Raw genomic sequence first — 19,984 nt, 5'->3', positions numbered from 1 at the left:
GGGTCGGTGCCGGTCTCCACCTTTTGATCGATGCCCGGTATGCGCGGTTCTCCGTAGAGTGGGGTCGATGAACAGCCTCACTCCGACGACCCGGGCCCTGGACCGGTCCCTCCACCTGCTCGTGGCGGGGCTGCTGGCCCTTGCCGCCGTGCGGGCGGCGACGGAGGGCCTGGCGCACACGGGTGCCGTGATCGCTGTGTGCGCGGCACTGGCGGGCGTCTACGCGGCCGGGCCGCTCACCCCGGCCGTCTCCGCCTCCCGCCGCGCCGCCCGGTGGTGGCTGGCGGCGCTGGGCGGTGGCTGGCTGCTGCTGCTGGCGCTGACCCCGGACGGGGTGTGGCTGGCGTTCCCGCTGTACTTCCTGCAGCTGCACCTGTTGTCCCGGCGCGGCGGGCTGACGGCGGTGGTGGCCATCGCCGTCGCCGCGATCGCCGCGTTCGCCGCGCACCGGGGGTCGTTCTCCCCCGCCGTGGCCATCGGGCCCGCGCTCGGGGCGGCCGTCGCCGTCGCGGTGGTGTGGGGGTACCAGGCCCTGTACGGGGAGAGCGAGCGCCGCCGCCGGCTGATCGAGGAGCTCACCGCCACCCGCGCCGATCTGGCCGCCGCGCAGCACACCGCGGGTGTGCTCGCCGAGCGTGAACGGCTGGCCCGGGAGATCCACGACACCCTGGCGCAAGGGCTGTCGAGCATCCAGTTGCTGCTGCGCGCCGCAGAGCGGGCCCTGCCCGACCGGCCGGGGGCGGCCGCCGCCCACGTCGTGCAGGCCAGGCAGGCGGCCGTGGGCAACCTCGCCGAGGCCCGCCGGTTCGTCGCCGCCCTCACCCCGCCCGCGCTGGAGGGCACCACGCTGGCGGGGGCCCTGGAGCGGCTGTGCGCCACCACCAGCGCCCAGCACCCCGTCGCCGTGCGCTTCCGCCTCACGGGCACACCCCGCGCGCTGTCCACCTCCGTCGAGGTGGCCCTGCTGCGCATCGCCCAGTCGGCGTTGTCCAACACCGTCCGGCACGCGCGGGCCTCCACCGGCGAGGTCACCCTGAGCCACCTGGAGGACGGCGTGCGGCTCGACGTGGTCGACGACGGCACCGGTTTCGACCCCGGGCGGCTTCCGGCTCCGGACCCGGCTGCCGGCGGGTTCGGCATCGCGGCGATGCGCGCCCGGGCGCGCGCCCTGCACGGCACGCTGGCCCTCGAGTCGTGCCCGGGCGGCGGCACGGCGCTGTCGGCACGGTTCCCCCTGGACGCCGCGGAGCGGCGCTCCGACGCGCCGGACGAGGACGAGGCCTAGGTGGACGACCTTCCCATCCGCATCCTGATCGCCGACGATCACCCGGTGGTCCGGGCCGGGCTGCGCGCGGTACTGGAGACCGAGCCGGACTTCGTCATCGTGGCCGAGGCCGCCACCGCCGAGGAGGCCGTGGAGCTCGCCGCGTCCGGCGGGGCCGACGTCGTGCTCATGGACCTGCAGTTCGGCGGCGGCATGAACGGATCGCAGGCCACCGCAGCCATCACCGCCCGCCCCGGGTCGCCGCGTGTGCTGGTCGTCACCACCTACGACACCGACGCCGACACGCTCCCGGCGATCGAGGCCGGGGCCACCGGCTATCTCCTCAAGGACGCGCCGCCCGAGGAGCTGGCCGCCGCGGTGCGCACCGCGGCGGCGGGACGCACGGCGCTCGCGCCCGCGGTCGCCGACCGGCTGATGCACCGGCTGCGCGCACCGCACACGTCGCTGACCAGGCGCGAGACGGAGGTGCTCACCCTGGTCGCCGAAGGGCTGTCCAACCAGGGCATCGGTGAGCGGCTGCACCTGACCCAGGCCACGGTGAAGTCCCACCTGGCGCACGTCTACGCCAAACTGGGGGTCGACTCGCGCACCGCCGCGGTCGCCGCGGCCCTGGGGCTCGGCATCATCCGCCGCTGAGGGACACTTCTCCCGCGGAGCGTCTCCGGGGGCGCACCATGTCGACCGCCGAAAGAAAAGTGTCGAAGCGCTTCGACAGCCTCTGGACACCCGTTGTCCTGTACGGCTACTGTCGAGCACACTCTCCCTACCCGGTCCGCCCCGGCCCCTTGTCGAAGCGCTTCACACACTTGGAGAACGTGCATGGTCACCCTCGCCGAGGTCGCCCAGCACGCCGGAGTCTCGGCGAGCACGGTGAGCTATGTCCTCAGCGGCAAGCGGTCCATCTCCGCCGGCACGCGCCAGCGGGTCGAGCGGAGCATCCGCGAGCTCGGGTACCACCCGAACGCCGGGGCCCGCGCCCTGGCCAGCAGCAAGTCCAACATCATCGCGCTGATGGTCCCCCTGCGCACGGACATGTACGTGCCGGTGATGATGGAGATCGCCATCGCGGTGGCCACCACCGCCCGCACCCACGGGTACGACGTGCTGCTGCTCACCGGCGAGGAAGGCCCGGACGCGGTGCGCAGGGTGGCGGGCAGCGGACTGGCCGACGGCATGATCCTCATGGACGTCGAGCTGGACGACGAGCGGCTGCCGCTGCTGCGCGGGGCGCGGCAGCCGGCGGTGCTGATCGGTCTGCCCGCCGACACCGAGGGCCTGACCTGCGTCGACCTCGACTTCAGGGCCACCGGCGCACTCTGTGTGGAGCACCTGGCCGAGCGCGGGCACCGGGACGTCGCCGTCATCGGCGAGGCCCCGGCGGTCTACGAGCGGCACACCGGCTTCGCCGAACGCACCCTGGACGGACTGCGCGGCCGGGCGCGGGAGCTGGGGCTGCGGCTGCTGCACCGCCCGTGCGAGGGCGGGTACGACGCGATGGCGGTGACGCTCGCCCGGATCCTCGACGAGCGTCCCGGCACCACGGGCTTCGTCGTGCAGAACGAGGCGGCGGTCGAACCGCTGCTCGCCCTGCTGCGCCAGCAGGGCCGCGCCGTGCCCGAGGACGTGTCCGTGGTGGCGGTCTGTCCGGAGCAGGTCGCCGTGCAGGCGTCGGTGCGGCTGACGTCGGTCGCCGTCCCCGCCCAGGAGATGGGCCGGCACGCTGTGGAGCAGCTCGTCGCCAAGCTCGACGGCCGCGGCGGTGAGAAGGTCGTCCTGCTCCCGCCCGAGCTCACCGTCCGGGCGAGCTCGGGCCCCGCACCCCTGCAGCCGTGACCACCCGTCCTTCCGCAGGGCCCGTACCGTCCGCGAGCGGCGCTGCTCCTACTCGCGGCGCCACAGGGCCGGAACATGGGGGGGCTCCCAGCCCGTCATGGACGTGTGCGCCTGGAGGCAGCGGTATCCGGCACCGCTGTGGGTGACCCTGTCGCCCGCGCTGTAGGCGCGGGCGGGCGCCCAGCTGCCGCTCGGCGGGTCGGTCGGCGGATCGGTGGGCGGATCGGTGGGGCCGCCCCGCACATCGAGCACGAAGTCGAAGGTGGCCTCCTTGCCGCCGCCTGCGCCGCGGACGTTCATCAGCAGCGCCGGATCGAAGATGGTGTCCGTGCTGTTGCGGGGTTCGCCCGGGAAGTACAGCTGGGTGGTCAGGACGGGCTCACCGGGTGCCTGGGCCTTGACGTGGATGTGCCGGGTGCGTCCCGGGTAGAGACCGGGCACGATCGTCCGCAGGGTGAACGCGCCGGAGGCGTCGGTGAACTGGTGCCCGCGGAAGGTGTACCCGACATTGTCGTAGGCGCCCGCGTGGTCCGCCTGCCAGAAGTCGAGCAGGACCCCGCGCAGCGGGACGCAGTTCCGGCCGAAGACGTAGCCGCTGACGGTGAGCGGCGTGCCCGGGGCGCCCGGTGTCACGAGGCCGGTGCGCAGCGGGGATCCCGGCTTGAAGTAGGGGCCTTCCATCTGGGGAATCGTGGGGTCGTCGCCGTCGTCGCAGAACGGTGTCGGGACGAGGTCCCGTCCCTGGGAGCCGGCGTCCCTGGCGAGTGCCACCGTGCCCGTCGCGAGCAGCGGGACGGCGGCACCGGCGGCGACAGCCGCCCTGAGCAGGCTCTTGCGGCTGATCCGGCGGTCGGCGCCGGGTTCGTCGGGAGCGGACGGTGTCATGGCGGTCTCCTCGGTGGGGGGCGTACCGGGTGAACGCCGGCCAACGTAGCCGCGCCGGCGGGCGGGGAGGCAGCTCCCGTCCCGGCCCCTGTACGGCGTTATGGAAGGCGTGTGCCGCCGGACGCCCCGGGGCCGCCCGCCGCCCGCCCGGGGCGGGCGGCGGGCGGAATCGGTGCCTAACCGCCCGACACCGTGAGGTTGTTGGTGCGGAAGTCCAGTCCGCCGGACGACGAGGTGATCTCGAAGCCGAACTGCACGTCACCGATGGTCTCGTTACCCATCCAGCCCTTGGTGTCCTTGATCCATTTGAGGATCGGCAGGATGTCGACGGTGCCGGAGTCCGAGTCCGAGGTGCGCAGGAACGAGAAGACCTCGTTGTGCCCGTTGCTGCCCTTGTGGACGTTCCAGGTGTGCCCGCCGAGGCTGACCGTGCCCTGGGGGGAGCCGAGCGGGCCCACGGCCCCGTTGTGGTTGACCCACAGCATGATCTCGTAGTCGTAGTCGGTGTCCCAGATGTCGTACGAGGTGTTGTACGCGCCCGAGGACGGGACGGTGACGTTGTAGCTGCTGGTGAGCGAGGCCAGGGAGGCGATCGGCTTGTTGATCACCTTCTTGGAGTTCGGGTAGGACTTGATGCCCCCCGTGTCGGGGTGGTCGGCCCACACGCCCCAGTCGGTGCCGGAGTTGGCCCAGAAGCACTGGGCTCCGGAGCCCGAGCCCCAGATGTTGTTGTAGAGCGTGTAGCCGTTCAGGCCGGTGTTGCCCCACTGGTCGCAGGTGCTCCAGACGGCGGCGTGCGCGGGGGCGGAGGCGAGGCCGGCCGTCGCGCCGAGCGCGAGGGCGGGGGCCAGCAGGACCTTGGTGATCCTGCTCAGGGTGCCTGTTGCCATGGTGGTCCTTCCATGGGTGGGGGGATTGCGGGGTTCACCGCGTCTTCAGCGGGAGGACGCGGTCTTCTCCGGCGACCAGGTCGAGTGCTTCGGCGCCGGCGGAAGTCCACAGGGTGATGCGGTGGGTGCGGGTCGGCCGGACGACGGCGGTGGCGTCGTCCGGGGACCAGGTCAGGTCGAGCACGGCCCCGAAGCGCGTGCGGATGCCCGTCAGGCGCCCGGTCGGGTAGGCGGGGAGGGGGGCGGGGAGCAGCACCAGCCGGTCGGGGGTGGACTGGACGAGCGCCTCGATCAGCACGGCGGGCAGGGTGTGCGCGGCGTCGGCGTTGTAGACGTGACGGTGCGGGTAGTGCGCGCTCATCAGGGAGTCGTGGAAGAAGTCGCCGTCGAGGACCTGGCCGAGCGCGTGGGTGACCCGCTCGCCGTCCCGGAGGCGGGCCGCGATCAGCGCGTGGTGCAGGTGTCCGTGCGCGGAGTCGTTCTCGGCGCCGCGCAGTTCGAGGGCGCGGTGGGCGGCGGCGGCCAGGTCCGGGGTGTCGTAGGGGGTGATCTCGTCCAGGGGCCAGACGCCGTAGAGGTGGCTGAGGTGGCGGTGGTCGTAGGAGTCCTCCAGGCCGGGCCACGCCCATTCGGCGAGCGCGCCGTCGGCGTTGATCCGGTGCGGGGGGAGGCGGTCGGCGAGGGCCCGCCGGCGGTCGGCCCGACCGGCGTCGTAGGCGGCGGCCGTCCGCAGGGCGTGGCGGGCGGCGGAGAGGTCCATGGCCGCGTTGACGGTGCCCCAGCTCGCGTTGGCGGGCCGGTTCTCCGGCGAGTAGGAGGGCACGACGACCGGTCGGCCGTCGTCGTCGGTACGGCTGAGGAAGTCCTCGTAGAACAGGGCGACTTCGTCGAGGGCGGCGGCGGTGCGCGGGTCGCGTTCGCCCCGGGTCTCGTCGTGGTCGACGAGCGGCTTGAGCAGCCAGTCGGCGCCCGCCGTCCACAGGTGGAGGGGGTACTCGCGGCTGAAGTGGTACGAGTGCCCGGACTCGCCGTCGCTGTGGGCGGGCGCGACGACGCCCCGGGAACCGAACACCGTGCGGGCGTTGTCCCGCCAGTCGGGCAACTGGCGCTGGATCAGGGCGGCCAGCGCCTCGGTGACCTCGGGGAGGGCGGCCGCGGCGGCGGAGGCGGTCTGGAGGTTGAGGTTGGCGTCGTGGGTGAAGGCGCCCGACCAGGCGGTGTCCCAGTCGCCGGTCCACAGTCCGGTGAGCCGGGGCGGCAGCAGACCGCTGGAGGACAGCAGGTGGTAGCGGCCGGCGGCGAAGAGCCGTTCGAGCAGGGCGGCGCTGCGTGGCCGGGCGAGCAACTCGGATCCAGGAAGGGCGCGTTCGTCCGGGTCGGCGGCCAGGTCGAGGGTGACGCGTTCGTAGGCGGTGCGGTGCGGGGGCAGGTGGCGGGCCAGGAGGCCGTCGTACGGGGTCCCGGGTGCTTCGTCGAGGAGGTCGCGCAGGGCGCGGCCCTCGGCCGGCACGTCCGCCTCCCCGGTGTGCCGGCGCACCCGGGTGAGCAGCAGCACCGAGCGCGCGCCCTCGACGCGCACGCCGGGCGGGGCGAGGGCGGTCGTGCCGCCGGTGACGACGACGAGGGTGACGCCCGTGTAGGCGAGGTCGCTGCCGGGGTAGCGGGCGCGCAGGCTCAGCAGGGCACCCTCGGGGGTGAGGACGGCTCCGTGACCGACGCCCAGGCCGGCGGGGGCGCCGGGGAGCCGGTGGTCGAGGGAGAGGCCGAGGGAGAGACCGGCGCCGGTGACGCACTGGACGATCACGTCGTCGGCGCGGGAGACGAAGACGCGGCTGGTCCAGCCGTCGTGGGTGGCCTCCGCGACACCGGTGGCGAAGTCGACCCCGCGGCGGTAGCCGGAGGGGTCCCCCTCGCTCCCCTCGCGGCGCACACGGATCTGGAAGGCCGGGTGGAAGGGGCGCACCCACTGCAGGGGGCGGCCGTCGGTGAACTCCTCGGCCGCGGCCGTGTCCCCGGCGAGCAGCCGGTCCCGGAGGCCTTCGAGCCGGCCGGCCAGCGAGGGCGGCAGCCGGTACCGGCCGTCGCCCTCGCCCGGGCGGACGAGGGTGTGATGGGTGACGACGGTGCGGTCGTCGTCCGGGTCGCCGAACACCAGGGCGCCGTGGTGGCCGTTGCCGCTCAGGAAGGCGTCCTCCCAGCGGGCGGCCGGGCGTGGCTCCCACGTTCCGTGGACGGGCGTGGCGCTCATGACTCCAGCACCGCCACGCCGTAGCGGCCCAGGGTGATCCGGTCGGTCACGGTGGTCTCCGTCAGGAGGTCTCGGTGGGTGCCCGGGACGTCCACGGTGACCGGCTCCCGGCCGTGGTGGAGCAGGAACAACAGCTCGCCCCGGCGTACCGCCTCGACCTCGTCCGGGAGGCCGCCGAGCACCGGCCGCGCCCCGGCGTCGGCGGCGATACGGGCCAACAGCGCTCGCAGCGAATCCGGTTCGGGGAGTGTGGAGACGTACCAGGCGCGTCCCTTGCGCAGCACGGCGGGCAGTCCGCCGAGCTCGCCGCCCTCGTAGGCGAGGATCTCCTCGGCGGTGCCGTCGGGCTCCAGTTCCTCGGACCACAGGGTGCCGCGCAGGCCGCCCTCGCACACGGCGGTCTCTCCCGGTTCCAGCGGCCACCACTCGTGCAGGGTGCGGATGCCGAACAGCTCGCGCAGCCGGGCGTCCATGCCGCCGGGCCGCACCCGGTCGTCCTCGTCCGCGACCCCGGTCAGGAACCCGCAGACCAGGGTGCCGCCGCCGCGTACGTACGCCAGCAGGTTGTCGACGGCCGCGTCGGTGAGGAGGTAGAGCTGCGGGACGACGACCAGCCGGTAGCCGGACAGGTCGTGTCCGGGGTGGGCGAAGTCGGTGGTGAGGTGCGCCTGCCACAGCGCACGGTGCCAGGCGCCCAGGACCTCCGTGTAGTCGACCTCGAGGGAGGGGCGGCCCTCCTGGTCGCCCGCCCACCAGGAGTGCCAGTCGTGCAGCACGGCGACGTCGGCCGTGACGCCGCTCCCGCTCACCCGCGGGCCGATCCGGGCGAGGTCCGCGCCGAGCCGCTCGACCTCCTGGTACGTGCGCCCCCGCTCGCCCGCGTGGCCGACCATCCCGGAGTGGAACTTCTCGGCGCCCTGCCGGGACTGGCGCCACTGGAAGTAGCAGACGGCGTCCGCGCCCCGCGCCACGGCCTGGAGCGACCACAGCCGGTTGAGGCCGCGCGGCTTGGGATGGTTCACCCGGCGCCAGTTGACCGGTCCGGCAGCCTGTTCCATGAGCATCCACGGGCCCCTGGCCTGGGAGCGGGTCATGTCCTGGACCAGGGCTCCGCTCTGCGCGCCGGACGGGTCGCGCGGGTCGGGGTAGAGGTCGACGGAGACGACGTCCTCCTCCTCGGCCCAGCGCCAGGCGTCCTGACCGGCCCACAACGGCATGAAGTTGGTGGTGACCGGCAGGTGCGGGGTGTGCCGGCGGACGATGTCGCGTTCGGCGGTGTAGCACTCCAGGAGCATGTCGGAGGTGAAGCGCTTGAAGTCCAGCACCTGGGTGGGGTTCTTCATGTAGTGGGCGTGCCGGGGCGGCAGCACCTCGGCCCAGTCGCCGTATCCCTGGCTCCAGAAAGCGGTGCCCCAGGCGGTGTTGAGGGCGTCGAGGGTGCCGTAGCGGTGGCGCAGCCAGTCACGGAAGCGGGCGGCGGCCTCGTCGCCCCAGTCGTAGGTGCAGTACTCGTTGTTGATGTGCCACAGGGTGAGGGCCGGGTGGCCGGCGTAGCGGCCGGCGAGGTCCTCGGTGACGGCGGCGGCGAGGCGGCGGTAGGTGGCGCTCGAGTGCGAGAAGTGCTGGCGTCCGCCCCACCACTCGGTCCGGCCGTCGGCGTCGCGGGGCAGGGTGTCGGGGTGGAGGTGGCCCATCCAGGGCGGCGGCGAGGCGGTGGGGGTGGCGAGGACGACCCCGATGCCGTGGGCGTGCATCAGGTCCATCAGCCGGTCCAGCCAGCCGAATTCCCGTCTCCCCGGAGCTGGTTCGATCCTGGCCCAGGAGAAGACGCCGAGGGTGACGGTGTTGACGCCGGCCCGCTTCATCAGGCGGACGTCCTCGTGCCAGGTCTCCTCGGGCCACTGCTCGGGGTTGTAGTCGCCGCCGTAGAGGACGCGGCCGCGGGTGACGTCGTTCAGGTCCGGCATCAGGCGGGCTCCCCGTACTGGATGCCGCGCCCGTTGGTGGCGAGGTAGACCCTGCCGTACACGCGCGGGTCGCCGGTGATCATCTCGCCGGTCCAGCCCCACTGGTGGTCGTCGTCGTTGATGCGCACCCAGGTCCTCGCCTCGTCGTCGGAGCGGTACACGGCGGTGATCGCCCCGGTCGAGCCGACCTGGTAGACAGCCGGGTATCCGGCGCCGTCGGCGGCCTTGCCGAAGCCGAGGGTGTAGGAGGCCCGGCAGCTCTCCACCTTCGTGAAGCTCCCGCCCCCGTCGGTGGAGCGGTACAGCCCGTTCCCCTTGGTGCTCAGCCACAGGTCGCCGGTGCGGCCGGGCGCCGCCACCACCTTGAACTGGCTGTCACCGGAAGGCAGTCCGGTGGCGCGGGCGGCGAAGGACCGGCCGCCGTCCGTGCTGGCGAGCAGCGTCCCGGTGACGGTGTCGTACGCGTAGAACAGGGCGGGGTCGACCGGGTCGGCGACCGGCACGGCCCCCTTCGGGAAGGAGGCCACCTCGGTCCAGGTGGCGCCGCCGTCCGCCGAGCGGTGGGCCGGGTGCGCGGTGCCGTCCCAGTGCACGAAGGACCACAGCAGCACGCTGCCGTCGGCGTTGGTGGCGATCGGACCCGGTGCGTCCTTGGCGATGCCGGGCTGGGAGGCGAACGGCGCCCAGGTCCGCCCGCCGTCGTGGGAGGCGGCGCCGTTGCCGTGATCGCCCCAGCCCGCCCGGACGACGTAGGACGGTCTGCGCGCCGCCTGGGCGAGTCCCGTCGCCGATCCGAAGACGGGGTTCGTCGCCATGCCCGCGGCGGGGGACGAGGTGAGCCGCTCGTGGTACATCACGCCGATGTCCCGCGACCCGCTGATCAGGTGCGCCCGCCCGGCCGGGGGCGAGACCAGCTGGGTCACGGAGGTCTCCTCCAGGCCGCGGACCCGCGGCGCCCAGTGGCGCAGGTCGCGGGTGCCGTAGAGGGTGGCGCCGGTGCCGTACACGAGGTGGCGGGAGTCGTACGGGTCGAGGGCGAGGGCCTGGATCCACCAGCCGAACTTGGGCTCGTCCTCACCCCACTTCAGGTAGGGCGTCTCGGAGACGTCGAGCACGGCGGTGTCCTTCAGCGAGCGCCAGCTGCGGCCGCCGTCGGTGGAGCGGTACAGCGTGTCGACCGCCGCCCAGCGGTTGTTGGTGGAGACGACGACGGTGCCGGGACGGCGGGCGTCCACGGCGACCCCGCCGTAGCCGAAGGTGTCGGCGGAGCCCTCGTCGGGCTTCACCGGGGTGACCTCGCTCCACTCGTCGCCGGCGGTGCGCAGCTTGTGCACGCTGCCGTCGGACTGGCCGTTCGGGCCGGGCGCGTCGGCGTAGGTCACGTACAGCTCGCGGGCGTGCCGGTCGTGGGCGGCACGGATCGGCACGCGCGCGGCGGCACCGGAGGGCTGTCCCGGGACGGCCTCCCAGCTCGTGCCGTCGAAGGTGCGGAACAGGTTCGCGTCGCCGTCGTCGCCCCAGCCGGCGTAGACGGTGCGCCCCGCCGCGACGAGGAACGTGACGCCCTGGCCCGTGGCGGAGGGCGTGGCCGGGAATCCGCTCACCGGGGCCCAGGTGGCGCCCCGGTCGGTGGACCTGAGCAGTCCGTCGTGCCGGGTGCCCAGCCACAGCGTGTCGCTGTCCCGGGGGTCGACGAGCAGCCGCTCGCCGGTGCCCCGTCCGTCCTCGTTGGCGCCGAGCTTCACGGTGAGGTCGGTGCGCCGCCAGGTGGCGCCGCGGTCGTCCGAGCGCAGCACGGCGCCGTCGCTCCCCCACGACTGGGCGTAGGTGCCGCAGGCCAGGTAGAGGCGGTCCGGGTGCGCCGGATCGACCGCCATCGCCTCGACACCGAGCAGGTTCCAGTCGTCCCACCCGATGTGGTCGAGCAGCGGGACCCAGCGCTCGCGCCGGCCGTCCCAGCGGTAGGCGCCCCCGATGTCGGTCCGGGCGTAGACGAGCCCGCGCACCCGCGGGTGGAACAGCACACCGGTGATGAACCCGGTCCCGCCGATGACGACGTTGCGCCAGCGGTAGCCGGACGGTCCGGCGGCCTGCGCCTGTCCGGCGAGGACGGGCACACCGGCGGCAGCGGCGACGGCCGCGGCACCGGCGAGAACGGCACGCCGGCTCGGGGAGGACGTGAGCATGGGAGAACCTCGCCTGTGAGGGGGGGGGAGTGAGGAAACCGGAAGGGGCGCGGGGAACTGCGCGGCCGGCCACGGGAGACCCGCGGCCGAAGGACGACGCAGCTCCCCGGACGGCACGGGCGTCAGCCCTTGACGGCGCCCGTGAGCATCCCCTTCTTGAAGTGCTTCTGGACGAACGGCGACAGCACGGCCACCGGCAGCAGCGCCATCACCATCACGGCCATCTGCACCGCGAGACCGGACAGCTCACCCGTCTTGATCGCCTGGCCCAGACCGACCGGCGCCTCCTGCTTCTGCACCAGCTGGATCATGACGTTCTGCAGCGGCAGCATGTCCTGGTCGTTCAGGTAGAGGGAGGCGTTGAACCAGGCGCTCCAGTACCCGACGGCGTAGAACAGGGTGATCACCGCGACGACCGCGCGGGAGAGGGGCAGCACGATCTGCCACAGGACGCGCAGGTCCCCCGCGCCGTCGATGCGGGCGCTGTCGATCAGCTCCTGCGAGATGCCCATGAAGAAGCCGCGCAGCACGAGGATGTTGAAGACGCTGATCGCGCTGGGCAGGATCAGGGCGAGGTAGGTGTCCGTCAGGCCCAGGGACTGCACCAGCAGGTAGGTGGGGATGAGGCCGGCGCTGAAGAACATCGTGGCCAGCAGCACCATGAGGATCCAGCGGTGGCCGAGCGAGCCGCTGCGGGACAGGCCGTAGGCGCACAGCACCGACACCGTCATCGAGAACGCGGTGCCGACGAGGGTGATGCCGATGCTGACGAGCGCGGCCCGGGTGACCTGGCCGCCGCTGAGCAGCTCCTGGTAGGCGATGAAGGTGATGTCCGTCGGGATCATCACCAGCCCGCCGGCCTCGTCGATGGCCTTGCGCGTGGACAGGCTGGTGACCACGACGATCCACAGCGGGAACAGGATGGCCAGACAGGCGAGGAGCAGGACCAGCCCCTTGCCCGCGATCCCGGCCCGGCTGGGCTTCTCTTCCCACACCGGCCGGGGCGGGGCGGCCCAGCGACCTGGTGTGCGCGCGGGTTTGTCGATGACGGCGGTCACTTCTTGTACACCCCCTGCTCGCCCATGAGGTGGGCCACCTTGTTCGCCACCAGGACCAGGCCGAGACTGATGACGCCCTTGACCAGCCCCGCGGCGGCCGCGTAACCGAAGTCCTGGTTGCGCACGCCGTTCCACCACACGAAGGTGTCGAGGACCTCCGAGGCCGCCGGCCCCACGGCGTCGCGTTGGAGCAGGATCTGTTCGAAGCCGACCGTCAGGGCGTCGCCGACGCGCAGCACCAGCAGCAGGGCGATCACCGGGCGCAGTGCGGGCAGCGTGACGTGCCACACGCGGCGCCAGCGGTTCGCGCCGTCCATCGCGGCGGCCTCGTACAGGTCGGGGCTGACCGAGGCCAGCGCGGCGAGGAAGACGATGATCCCCCAGCCGGCGTCCTTCCACACGCTCTGCGCGGTGACCAGGAACTTGAAGGTCTCCGGGTCGGTCATGAGGCTGAGCCCGTCGTACCCGTGGTCGCGCAGCAGCTGGGACAGCAGCCCGGCGCCGCCGAACAGCTGCTGGAACACGGCGATGACCAGCACCCACGAGAAGAAGTGCGGCAGGTAGAGGATGGCCTGCGAGATCGCCCGCACCCGTGGCCTGACCACGCTGTTGATGAGCAGCGCGAGCAGGATGGGGATGGGGAAGTACAGCACCAGCTGGAGGAAGAACAGCACCAGCGTGTTCTGCACCGCGTTCCAGAAGGCGGAGTCCTCGAAGATCCGCTGGAAGTTCTCCAGGCCCACCCACGGGCTGTGCAGGATGGAGACGACCCCGTTGTCACTGATGTAGGGGTCGTACTCCTGGAACGCGACGACGTTGCCGAGGATCGGCACGTAGTTGAAGAGCAGCACCAGCAGCACGGCGGGCAGCGTCATCAGCAGCAGGACGCGGTCGCGCCTGAACCTCAGCCGGAGGCCGAGCTTCCCGGCGGGTGGTTTCCCGGTGGCCCCGGTGGCGCCGCCGTGCGCCCCCGGGGGGTTCTCCTTCGCTTCGGCCTCGGTGTCGGTCCGAGGCACCGTGCTGTGGGACACGGCGGTTCTCCTTGCCTCGGTGCCCGGTCAGCCGGCCGCCGTACCGTTCTCGTCGAGGATCTTCTTGTACCAGTCGCGCAGTTCGTCCCCGCCCTTGCTCTTCCAGTCGGAGACGGCCTGCTGCACGTCGCTGATCTTCTTGCGGCCGCGGACGACGTCGTCCTCCAGCTGCTCGAAGTCGTTGGAGAGGTTGGTGTAGCGGGTGGGTTCGGTGATCTGCATGCCGTAGAAGGACGACTTCCTGGTGAAGGCGCCCATCCGCTGCTGCCACTCCACCTGGCCCTTGGCGACCTCGGGGAAGTCGGGGTGGGCGATGGTCGGGGCGGGGCTCGCGATCATCACGAAGGCGTTCATCACGTCGATGTTGCCCTGCTCGGTCTTGGTGGGCACGCCGTCCTTGACGGTGTAGTGGGTGCCTTCCACGCCGTAGTTGGTGGCCATGTACTCCTTGGTGCCGTACGGCGCGGCGGTGACGTTGGCGACGGCCAGCACGTCACGGATCACGGCCTCGGACGCCTTCTTGTTGACGAAGGCGAAGATGCCGGCCGGGTTCTTGGCCCACAGCGTGGGGTCACCGCCGTCGTGACCGAAGACGTCCATGCCCCAGATCTTGAACTCCGGGTTCTGTACGGCCTGTTCCGCGGTACGGCTCCACCACTGCGAGGAGTCCTGGTTGTAGATGAGGAACTCGCCGGCGGCGAACTTGGGGCCGGGGTCGTTGGCGTTGCTCTTGCCCAGCGCTGCGTCGGGGTGCACCACGCCGGCGGCGAACAGCTTGCGCGTCCACTCCAGCGCCTCGAGGTACTCCTCCGTCTCGATGCGGTAGACCAGCTTGCCGTCGACCTCGTTCCAGCCGAGCGACTTCTCCTCGCCGGAGAGCACACCGAAGGCGTTGAAGGCGGTCCACTTCATGTCCAGGCAGGCCCAGCGCTTGGCCTTCGCGCTGGTGGCCTCCTTGGCCAGTGCCATGAACTCGTCGCACGAGCGGGGGACCTCGTAGCCCTCCTTCTCGAATATGTCCTGGCGGTAGAGCGGGACGATGCCGGTGACGTAGGAGGACGGCATGGGCAGGCCGCGCAGCTTGCCGCCGAAGATGGACCGCTGCCAGGCGTCGGTGGGGATCGCCGCGAGGTTCGGGTAGTCCTTGACGGCGTCACCGGACAGGTACGGGCCGAGGTCGGCGAACTTGCTGATGATGGCGCTGGGGATCTTGCCCGACATGTTCCAGCCGGGCACGACCACCACGTCGGGCACCTCACTGGAGGCGAGCACCGCGCCGAGCTTCTGGTCGTAGGTGTTGCCGTCCTGGTTCTGCCAGACCACGTCGACGCCGATGAGGTCGTTCATCGACGTGTAGTAGGTGTTGCCGGCCTTGGGCGGGGAGCCCCAGAACGGGGACATCACGGTGATTTTGCCGCCCTTGCCGAGCTTCTCGGGCACCGACGTCTTCAGGCCCGCCAGGTCGAGCTTGCCGGTGAAACCGACCGCGGAACCGTTCTTGCTGGGGATGTCGGGGGTGACCACGTTGCTCGCCACGTACGCCGGGAGGATCTTCTTGGCGTCCTTGCCCGACGTGGTGCCGTCCCGCGAACCCGCGTCGGATCCACCGCATGCCGCGAGCAGCGGCATTCCCCCCGCCACCGCTGCGGTGGCGACCGCCGTGGAGGCGAGGAAGCTTCTCCGGCTGGGTCCGGAGGAGTGGGAGGCGTTCGGCGTCATTGCGTCAACCCTTCGTGGCGCACCAGGACACCCGGCAGGGGGCCGTCGGCTGCGGTGTCTTCAGTGGAACTGGCTGAGCCGAAGCGGTCGTTCGGCGGGAGCTGCGCCGCACGGGGCGGGGCCTCCCAGTCGAAGCGCTTCGATGTTGCTGCGAGGTTAAGTGAACACCCAGGGGCACACAAGGGCCACATCCAAGATTCCTCGGATGTATACGTGATCGCGACGCACATGTGAGAGAGGAGGGCCGCTGGAGAAGCGCCCGATCCGGTGGCCCGGGATCACTTGACACCCGCCCCTGCCTCGAATGAGCATCGAAGCGCTTCGAAAGCGCCTCGCCGCTCCACCCCGAGGGGAACTCCACGTGACCGCACCACCGCCGCCCACGCCGCCTTTCCGCGATACGGGACTGCCGTTCGCGAAGCGCATCGACGACCTTCTGTCGCGGTTGACCCTCGACGAGAAGACCCGACTTCTGCACCAGTTCGCACCGGCCGTCGAGCGCCTGGGCATCGCCGCCTTCCGCACCGGCCAGGAGGCACTGCACGGGGTCGCCTGGATGGGGCCGGCGACGGTGTTCCCGCAGGCCGTGGGTCTGGGCGCGACCTGGAACGAGGAGCTGGTGCGCCGGGTGGGCGAGGCCGTCTCCCGGGAGGCACGCGCCATGCGCGCCCGGGACGAGCGCGTCGGCCTCAACGTCTGGGCGCCGACCGTCAACCTGCTGCGCCACCCGCTGTGGGGCCGCAACGAGGAGGGCTACTCGGAGGACCCGAAGCTCACCTCCGCGATCGCCACCGCCTACACCCACGGGCTGCGCGGCGACCACCCGGTGTACTGGCGCACGGCGCCGGTCCTCAAGCACTGGCTGGCGCACAACAACGAGACGGACCGCGACACCTCGTCCAGCTCCGTTCGCCCCCGCGTCCTGCACGAGTACGACCTGCGCGCCTTCCGTGAGGCGGTCGGGGCGGGCACGGTGGCCGGGGTGATGCCGGCGTACAACCTGGTCAACGGCCGTCCGAACCACGTCTCGCCGTACCTGAGGGAGCAGTTGCGCTCCTGGACCGGGGAGGAGCTGCTGGTCTGCTCGGACGCGGGCGCGCCGTCCAACCTGGTCGACTCCGAGCACTACTTCGACACCCACGAGGAAGCCACCGCGGCGGCCCTGCGGGCCGGGGTCGACAGCTTCACCGACCACGGCACCGACAGCTCGAAGATCATCGGACGGGTGAAGGGCGCGCTGCAGCGGGGCCTGCTGACGGAGGCCGACATCGACACGGCCGTCCGCAGGCAGCTCTCGGTGCGGTTCCGGCTGGGCGAGTTCGACCCGGGCGCGGACCCCTACGCCGGGGAGCAGTCCTTCGACACCCCGGAACACCGGGCGCTCGCCCTGGAGGCCGCCGAGCAGGCGGTCGTCCTGCTGAAGAACGACGGCCTCCTGCCGCTCGCCCCGGACACCCGCGTCGCCGTCGTCGGGCTGCTCGCCGACGAGTGCAAGCTCGACTGGTACAGCGGCAGCCTCATCCACCGCTCCACACCGCTGGAGGGCCTGTACGAGCGGCTCGGCGCGGACCGCGTGGAGTTCGCCGAGGGTGTGGACCGGGTCCTGCTGAAGACCTCCACCGGCGCCTGCCTGCACGTGCCGCCGGCCTCCGGTGCCCCCGGGGAGGCGCGCGGCACCGAGGGCGCCCTCGACCCGGCGCTGCTCGCCGGCCGTACCGACCTGCCGCCGCTCACCGCGGGTGAGGCGGGCACCGAACTGGCCCTGGTCGACTGGGGCGGGGGCGTGCTCACCCTGCGGGCGCCCGACGGCCGCTACCTCTCGGTCGCCGAGGACGGGTACGTCCGCGCCTCCGCCGACCAGCCGGGCGGCTGGGTCGTGCAGGAGACGTTCCGGCTGGAACCGCACGGGGACGGTCACCTCCTCAGGCACATGGGAACGGGACGCCATGTGCAGGTCGCCGCCGACGGCGTGAAGGTTGCCGAGGAGGAACCCGAGGTCTTCGAACTGGTCGTCGTCGAACGCGGGCAGGACGCGGTGGCGCGTGCCGCGGCCGGCGCCGACGTGGTCCTGGTCGTCGCGGGCAACGACCCGCACATCAACGGGCGCGAGACCGAGGACCGTACGACGCTGCGCCTGCCCGCCCAGCAGGAGGCGCTGCTGCGCGCGGCCCGCGCCGCCAACCCGAACACGGTGCTGGCACTGGTCTCCGCCTACCCGTACGCGGTGGACCCGGCGGACCTCCCGGCCGTCCTGTGGACCGCCCACGGCGGCCAGGCGGCGGGCACCGCCCTGGCCCGGGTGCTCGCCGGTGACGTCTCCCCCGCCGGCCGGCTGCCGCAGACCTGGTACGCCGACGACGCCGACCTGCCGGACCTCCTCGACTACGACGTGATCGGTTCCCGGCAGACCTACCTGTACTTCGAGGGCGCACCGCTGTTCCCGTTCGGACACGGCCTGTCCTACGCGTCCTTCTCCTACGGGGAGCTGACCGCCCGGGTCGTGGACGGGACGGTACGGGCCGGGTTCCAGGTCACCAACACCGGTGACGTCACCGCCGACGAGGTGCCGCAGCTGTACGTCCGGGCCGTCGACCCGTCGGTGCCCCGCCCGCGGCGCGAGTTGCTGGCCCACCGGAGGGTGACGCTGGCGCCCGGGGAGACGGCTGAACTGTCCTTCGTGCTGCCGCTGTCCGCCTTCGCGTTCCGGGACGTGGCGGCCGGCCGGTGGCGGGTGGAGCCGGGGGCGTACGAGCTGCTGGCCGGGGCCTCCAGCGAGGACGTCCGCGTGCGCACCACCCTCACCCTGGAGGGCGAGCCGGCCGTCCCGCGTCCCGTCGTCGAACACGGCCTGGAGGCCGCCGACTTCGACGAGCAGAGCGGCACGGTGATCGTCGACCGGACGAGGACGGCCGGCGACTCGGTCACCGCCGTGACCGGAAAGGACGGCGAACTGCTCTTCCGGCGCTGCGACTTCGGCGCCGGCGTGACACAGGTGACGGTGGACGTGTCCGGCGAGGGCACCGTCGACGTCTCGCTCGCCGACGGCCCGGTGCTCGCCTCGCTGTCGACGAAGGCGCCCACGCCGGGGCCGTACGACTACACCACGCTCCGTGCGTCGTGCACGGTCGTCGGCGGTGTGCACGATGTGCGCCTGCGGCTGCGCGGCCCGTTGCGGCTCGCGCGGGCCGGCTTCTCCGGCTGAGGGTCCTCAAGGCGGCCGGCACGACGGAAGGGGCCCGGCACCGACGGTTTCGACGCTGTCGGTGCCGGGCCCCTTCCCGTACGGGCGGGACGTCTCGCCTAGAGGTCGAGACCGGTGAGGACCATCACCCGCTCGTAGGTGTAGTCCTCCATCGCGAACCGGACGCCCTCACGGCCCACCCCGGACTGCTTGGCACCGCCGTACGGCATCTGGTCGGCGCGGTAGGAGGGCACGTCACCGACGACCACACCGCCGACCTCCAGGGCGCGGTGCGCCCGGAACGCGGTCTGCAGGTCGTGGGTGAACACGCCCGCCTGGAGGCCGTACTTGGAGTCGTTGACGGCGGCGAAGGCGGCGGCCTCGCCGTCCACCTTCTGCACGGTCAGCACCGGCCCGAAGACCTCCTCGCAGGAGAGCGTCACATCGGCCGGCACATCGGTGAGCACGGTCGGGGCGTAGGAGGCGCCGTCGCGCTTGCCGCCGGTGTGGAGGGTGGCACCCGCCTCGACGGCCTCCTGCACCCGTGCCTCGACGCGCTGCGCGGCCTCCTCGCTGACCAGCGGGCCGACGTCGGTGGCGTCGTCGTTCGGGTCACCGGTGACCTGCGCCTCGACGGCGGCGACGATGCGCGGCAGCAGCCGGTCGTACACGGAGGCGTCGGCGATCACCCGCTGCACGGAGATGCAGGACTGGCCGCCCTGGTAGTTGGAGAAGGTCGCGATGCGCTGCGCGGCCCGGTCCAGGTCCTCGTCGCCTCCGAAGTCGGCGAGGACGACCGCCGCGCCGTTGCCGCCGAGTTCCAGGGTGCAGTGCTTGCGCGGCACCGAGTCCATGATGGCGTAGCCGACCTTCTCGGAACCGGTGAAGGAGATCACCGGCAGCCGCTCGTCCTGGACGAGGGCGGGCATGCGGTCGTTGGGCACCGGGAGGATGCTCCAGGCGCCGGCGGGCAGTTCGGTCTCGGCGAGCAGCTCACCGAGGATCAGCCCGGACAGGGGCGTGGCGGGCGCCGGCTTCAGCACGATCGGGGCACCGGCCGCGATGGCCGGGGCGATCTTGTGGGCGCACAGGTTCAGCGGGAAGTTGAACGGCGCGATGCCGAGGACGACGCCCTTGGGGAAGCGGCGGGTGAGCGCGAGCCGCCCCTGGCCGCCGGCGTCGGTGTCCAGCCGCTGCGCCTGACCGCCGTTGAAGCGGCGGGCCTCCTCGGACGCGAAGCGGAACACGGAGACCGCGCGGCCGACCTCACCGCGCGCCCACTTCATCGGCTTGCCGTTCTCGGCGGAGATCAGCCGGGCGATCTCCTCGGTGCGCTCCGCGAGACGCCGGCTGACGTGGTCCAGGGCGGCGGCGCGGACGTGGGCGGGGGTGGCGGCGAACTCCTCCCGTACCGCGTACGCGGCGGCCACGGCCTCCTCGACCTGGGCGTCGGTCGGCACGCTCACGCTGCCGACGACCCGGCCGTCCCAGGGGGAGGTGACGTCGAAGGCGGCCTCACCGGTGGCCCGGCGGCCGGCGAGCCAGAAGGCGTGGGTGGAAGTCATGTGGAGTCCCGGCCCTTCCGCGTAGGGGGTGTACTGGATTTCTGGGGTCCACGGTAGGGGCGCCTCGGCGGACGGGCGCTTGTCCGGCACGTACGGATGCGGGCCCCCAGTGCGCCGCATCGGCACAAAGCGGGGG

The 19,984-nt window shown here is 72.4% G+C and carries 13 protein-coding genes; 4 read left to right on the top strand and 9 right to left on the bottom strand.

Features of this window, described 5'->3' with window-relative positions:
• Positions 1 to 67: 67 nt before the first annotated feature.
• The 3 genes from ACZ6A9_RS24955 to ACZ6A9_RS24945 all read left to right on the top strand — a co-directional run bounded on the left by ACZ6A9_RS24955 (position 68) and on the right by ACZ6A9_RS24945 (position 3,118).
• Entirely contained in the window at positions 68 to 1,285 is a 1,218-nt protein-coding gene (locus ACZ6A9_RS24955) for a sensor histidine kinase (RefSeq protein ID WP_468989170.1), read from the top strand.
• Positions 1,286 to 1,921 carry a response regulator gene (locus ACZ6A9_RS24950; RefSeq protein WP_468989167.1) on the top strand — a complete coding sequence of 212 codons (636 nt, stop codon included), beginning with the start codon at positions 1,286 to 1,288 and terminating at the stop codon, positions 1,919 to 1,921.
• A 183-nt stretch (positions 1,922 to 2,104) separates the two neighbouring features.
• Positions 2,105 to 3,118, top strand: coding sequence for a LacI family DNA-binding transcriptional regulator (locus tag ACZ6A9_RS24945; RefSeq protein ID WP_468989165.1), 1,014 nt, complete (start codon positions 2,105 to 2,107; stop codon positions 3,116 to 3,118).
• A gap of 48 nt (positions 3,119 to 3,166) precedes the next feature.
• On the opposite strand, the gene ACZ6A9_RS24940 is transcribed toward ACZ6A9_RS24945, so the two are convergent.
• From ACZ6A9_RS24940 to ACZ6A9_RS24905, 8 genes are all read right to left on the bottom strand, one after another.
• Positions 3,167 to 4,003, bottom strand: a complete 837-nt coding sequence (locus ACZ6A9_RS24940; RefSeq protein ID WP_468989164.1) for a dioxygenase family protein — start codon at positions 4,001 to 4,003, stop codon at positions 3,167 to 3,169.
• A gap of 176 nt (positions 4,004 to 4,179) precedes the next feature.
• Positions 4,180 to 4,893 (bottom strand): glycoside hydrolase family 12 protein, encoded by a 714-nt coding sequence (locus ACZ6A9_RS24935; protein ID WP_468989161.1) that lies wholly within the window; start codon positions 4,891 to 4,893, stop codon positions 4,180 to 4,182.
• Between the two features lie 34 nt (positions 4,894 to 4,927).
• Positions 4,928 to 7,141, bottom strand: a complete 2,214-nt coding sequence (locus tag ACZ6A9_RS24930) for a glycosyl hydrolase family 95 catalytic domain-containing protein (RefSeq protein ID WP_468989158.1) — start codon at positions 7,139 to 7,141, stop codon at positions 4,928 to 4,930.
• Positions 7,138 to 9,108 (bottom strand): beta-galactosidase, encoded by a 1,971-nt coding sequence (locus tag ACZ6A9_RS24925; RefSeq protein WP_468989154.1) that lies wholly within the window; start codon positions 9,106 to 9,108, stop codon positions 7,138 to 7,140. The genes ACZ6A9_RS24930 and ACZ6A9_RS24925 overlap by 4 nt, the downstream gene beginning before the upstream one ends.
• Entirely contained in the window at positions 9,108 to 11,294 is a 2,187-nt protein-coding gene (locus ACZ6A9_RS24920) for a WD40/YVTN/BNR-like repeat-containing protein (protein ID WP_468989152.1), read from the bottom strand. Before ACZ6A9_RS24920 ends, ACZ6A9_RS24925 begins: the two co-directional genes overlap by 1 nt.
• 122 nt (positions 11,295 to 11,416) lie before the next feature.
• Positions 11,417 to 12,352 carry a carbohydrate ABC transporter permease gene (locus tag ACZ6A9_RS24915; RefSeq protein WP_468989149.1) on the bottom strand — a complete coding sequence of 312 codons (936 nt, stop codon included), beginning with the start codon at positions 12,350 to 12,352 and terminating at the stop codon, positions 11,417 to 11,419.
• The gene (locus tag ACZ6A9_RS24910) at positions 12,349 to 13,383 is read right to left on the bottom strand and encodes an ABC transporter permease (RefSeq protein WP_468989147.1); all 1,035 of its coding nucleotides are present in this window, start codon (positions 13,381 to 13,383) and stop codon (positions 12,349 to 12,351) included. The genes ACZ6A9_RS24915 and ACZ6A9_RS24910 overlap by 4 nt, the downstream gene beginning before the upstream one ends.
• A gap of 27 nt (positions 13,384 to 13,410) precedes the next feature.
• Positions 13,411 to 15,102 (bottom strand): extracellular solute-binding protein, encoded by a 1,692-nt coding sequence (locus tag ACZ6A9_RS24905; RefSeq protein ID WP_468989144.1) that lies wholly within the window; start codon positions 15,100 to 15,102, stop codon positions 13,411 to 13,413.
• 361 nt (positions 15,103 to 15,463) lie between these two features.
• Here ACZ6A9_RS24905 and ACZ6A9_RS24900 point away from each other — a divergent pair, with 361 nt between their 5' ends.
• Complete coding sequence (locus ACZ6A9_RS24900) at positions 15,464 to 18,304, top strand: glycoside hydrolase family 3 C-terminal domain-containing protein (RefSeq protein ID WP_468989142.1); 2,841 nt, start codon at positions 15,464 to 15,466, stop codon at positions 18,302 to 18,304.
• A gap of 98 nt (positions 18,305 to 18,402) precedes the next feature.
• Here ACZ6A9_RS24900 and ACZ6A9_RS24895 read toward each other — a convergent pair whose 3' ends face one another.
• Positions 18,403 to 19,848 carry an aldehyde dehydrogenase family protein gene (locus ACZ6A9_RS24895; protein ID WP_468989140.1) on the bottom strand — a complete coding sequence of 482 codons (1,446 nt, stop codon included), beginning with the start codon at positions 19,846 to 19,848 and terminating at the stop codon, positions 18,403 to 18,405.
• Positions 19,849 to 19,984: the final 136 nt, after the last annotated feature.

This window comes from Streptomyces sp. NPDC041124, assembly GCF_055592385.1.
The sequence above is the reverse complement of the archived record's forward strand: the minus strand, read 5'-3'. Positions and strand labels throughout refer to the sequence as shown.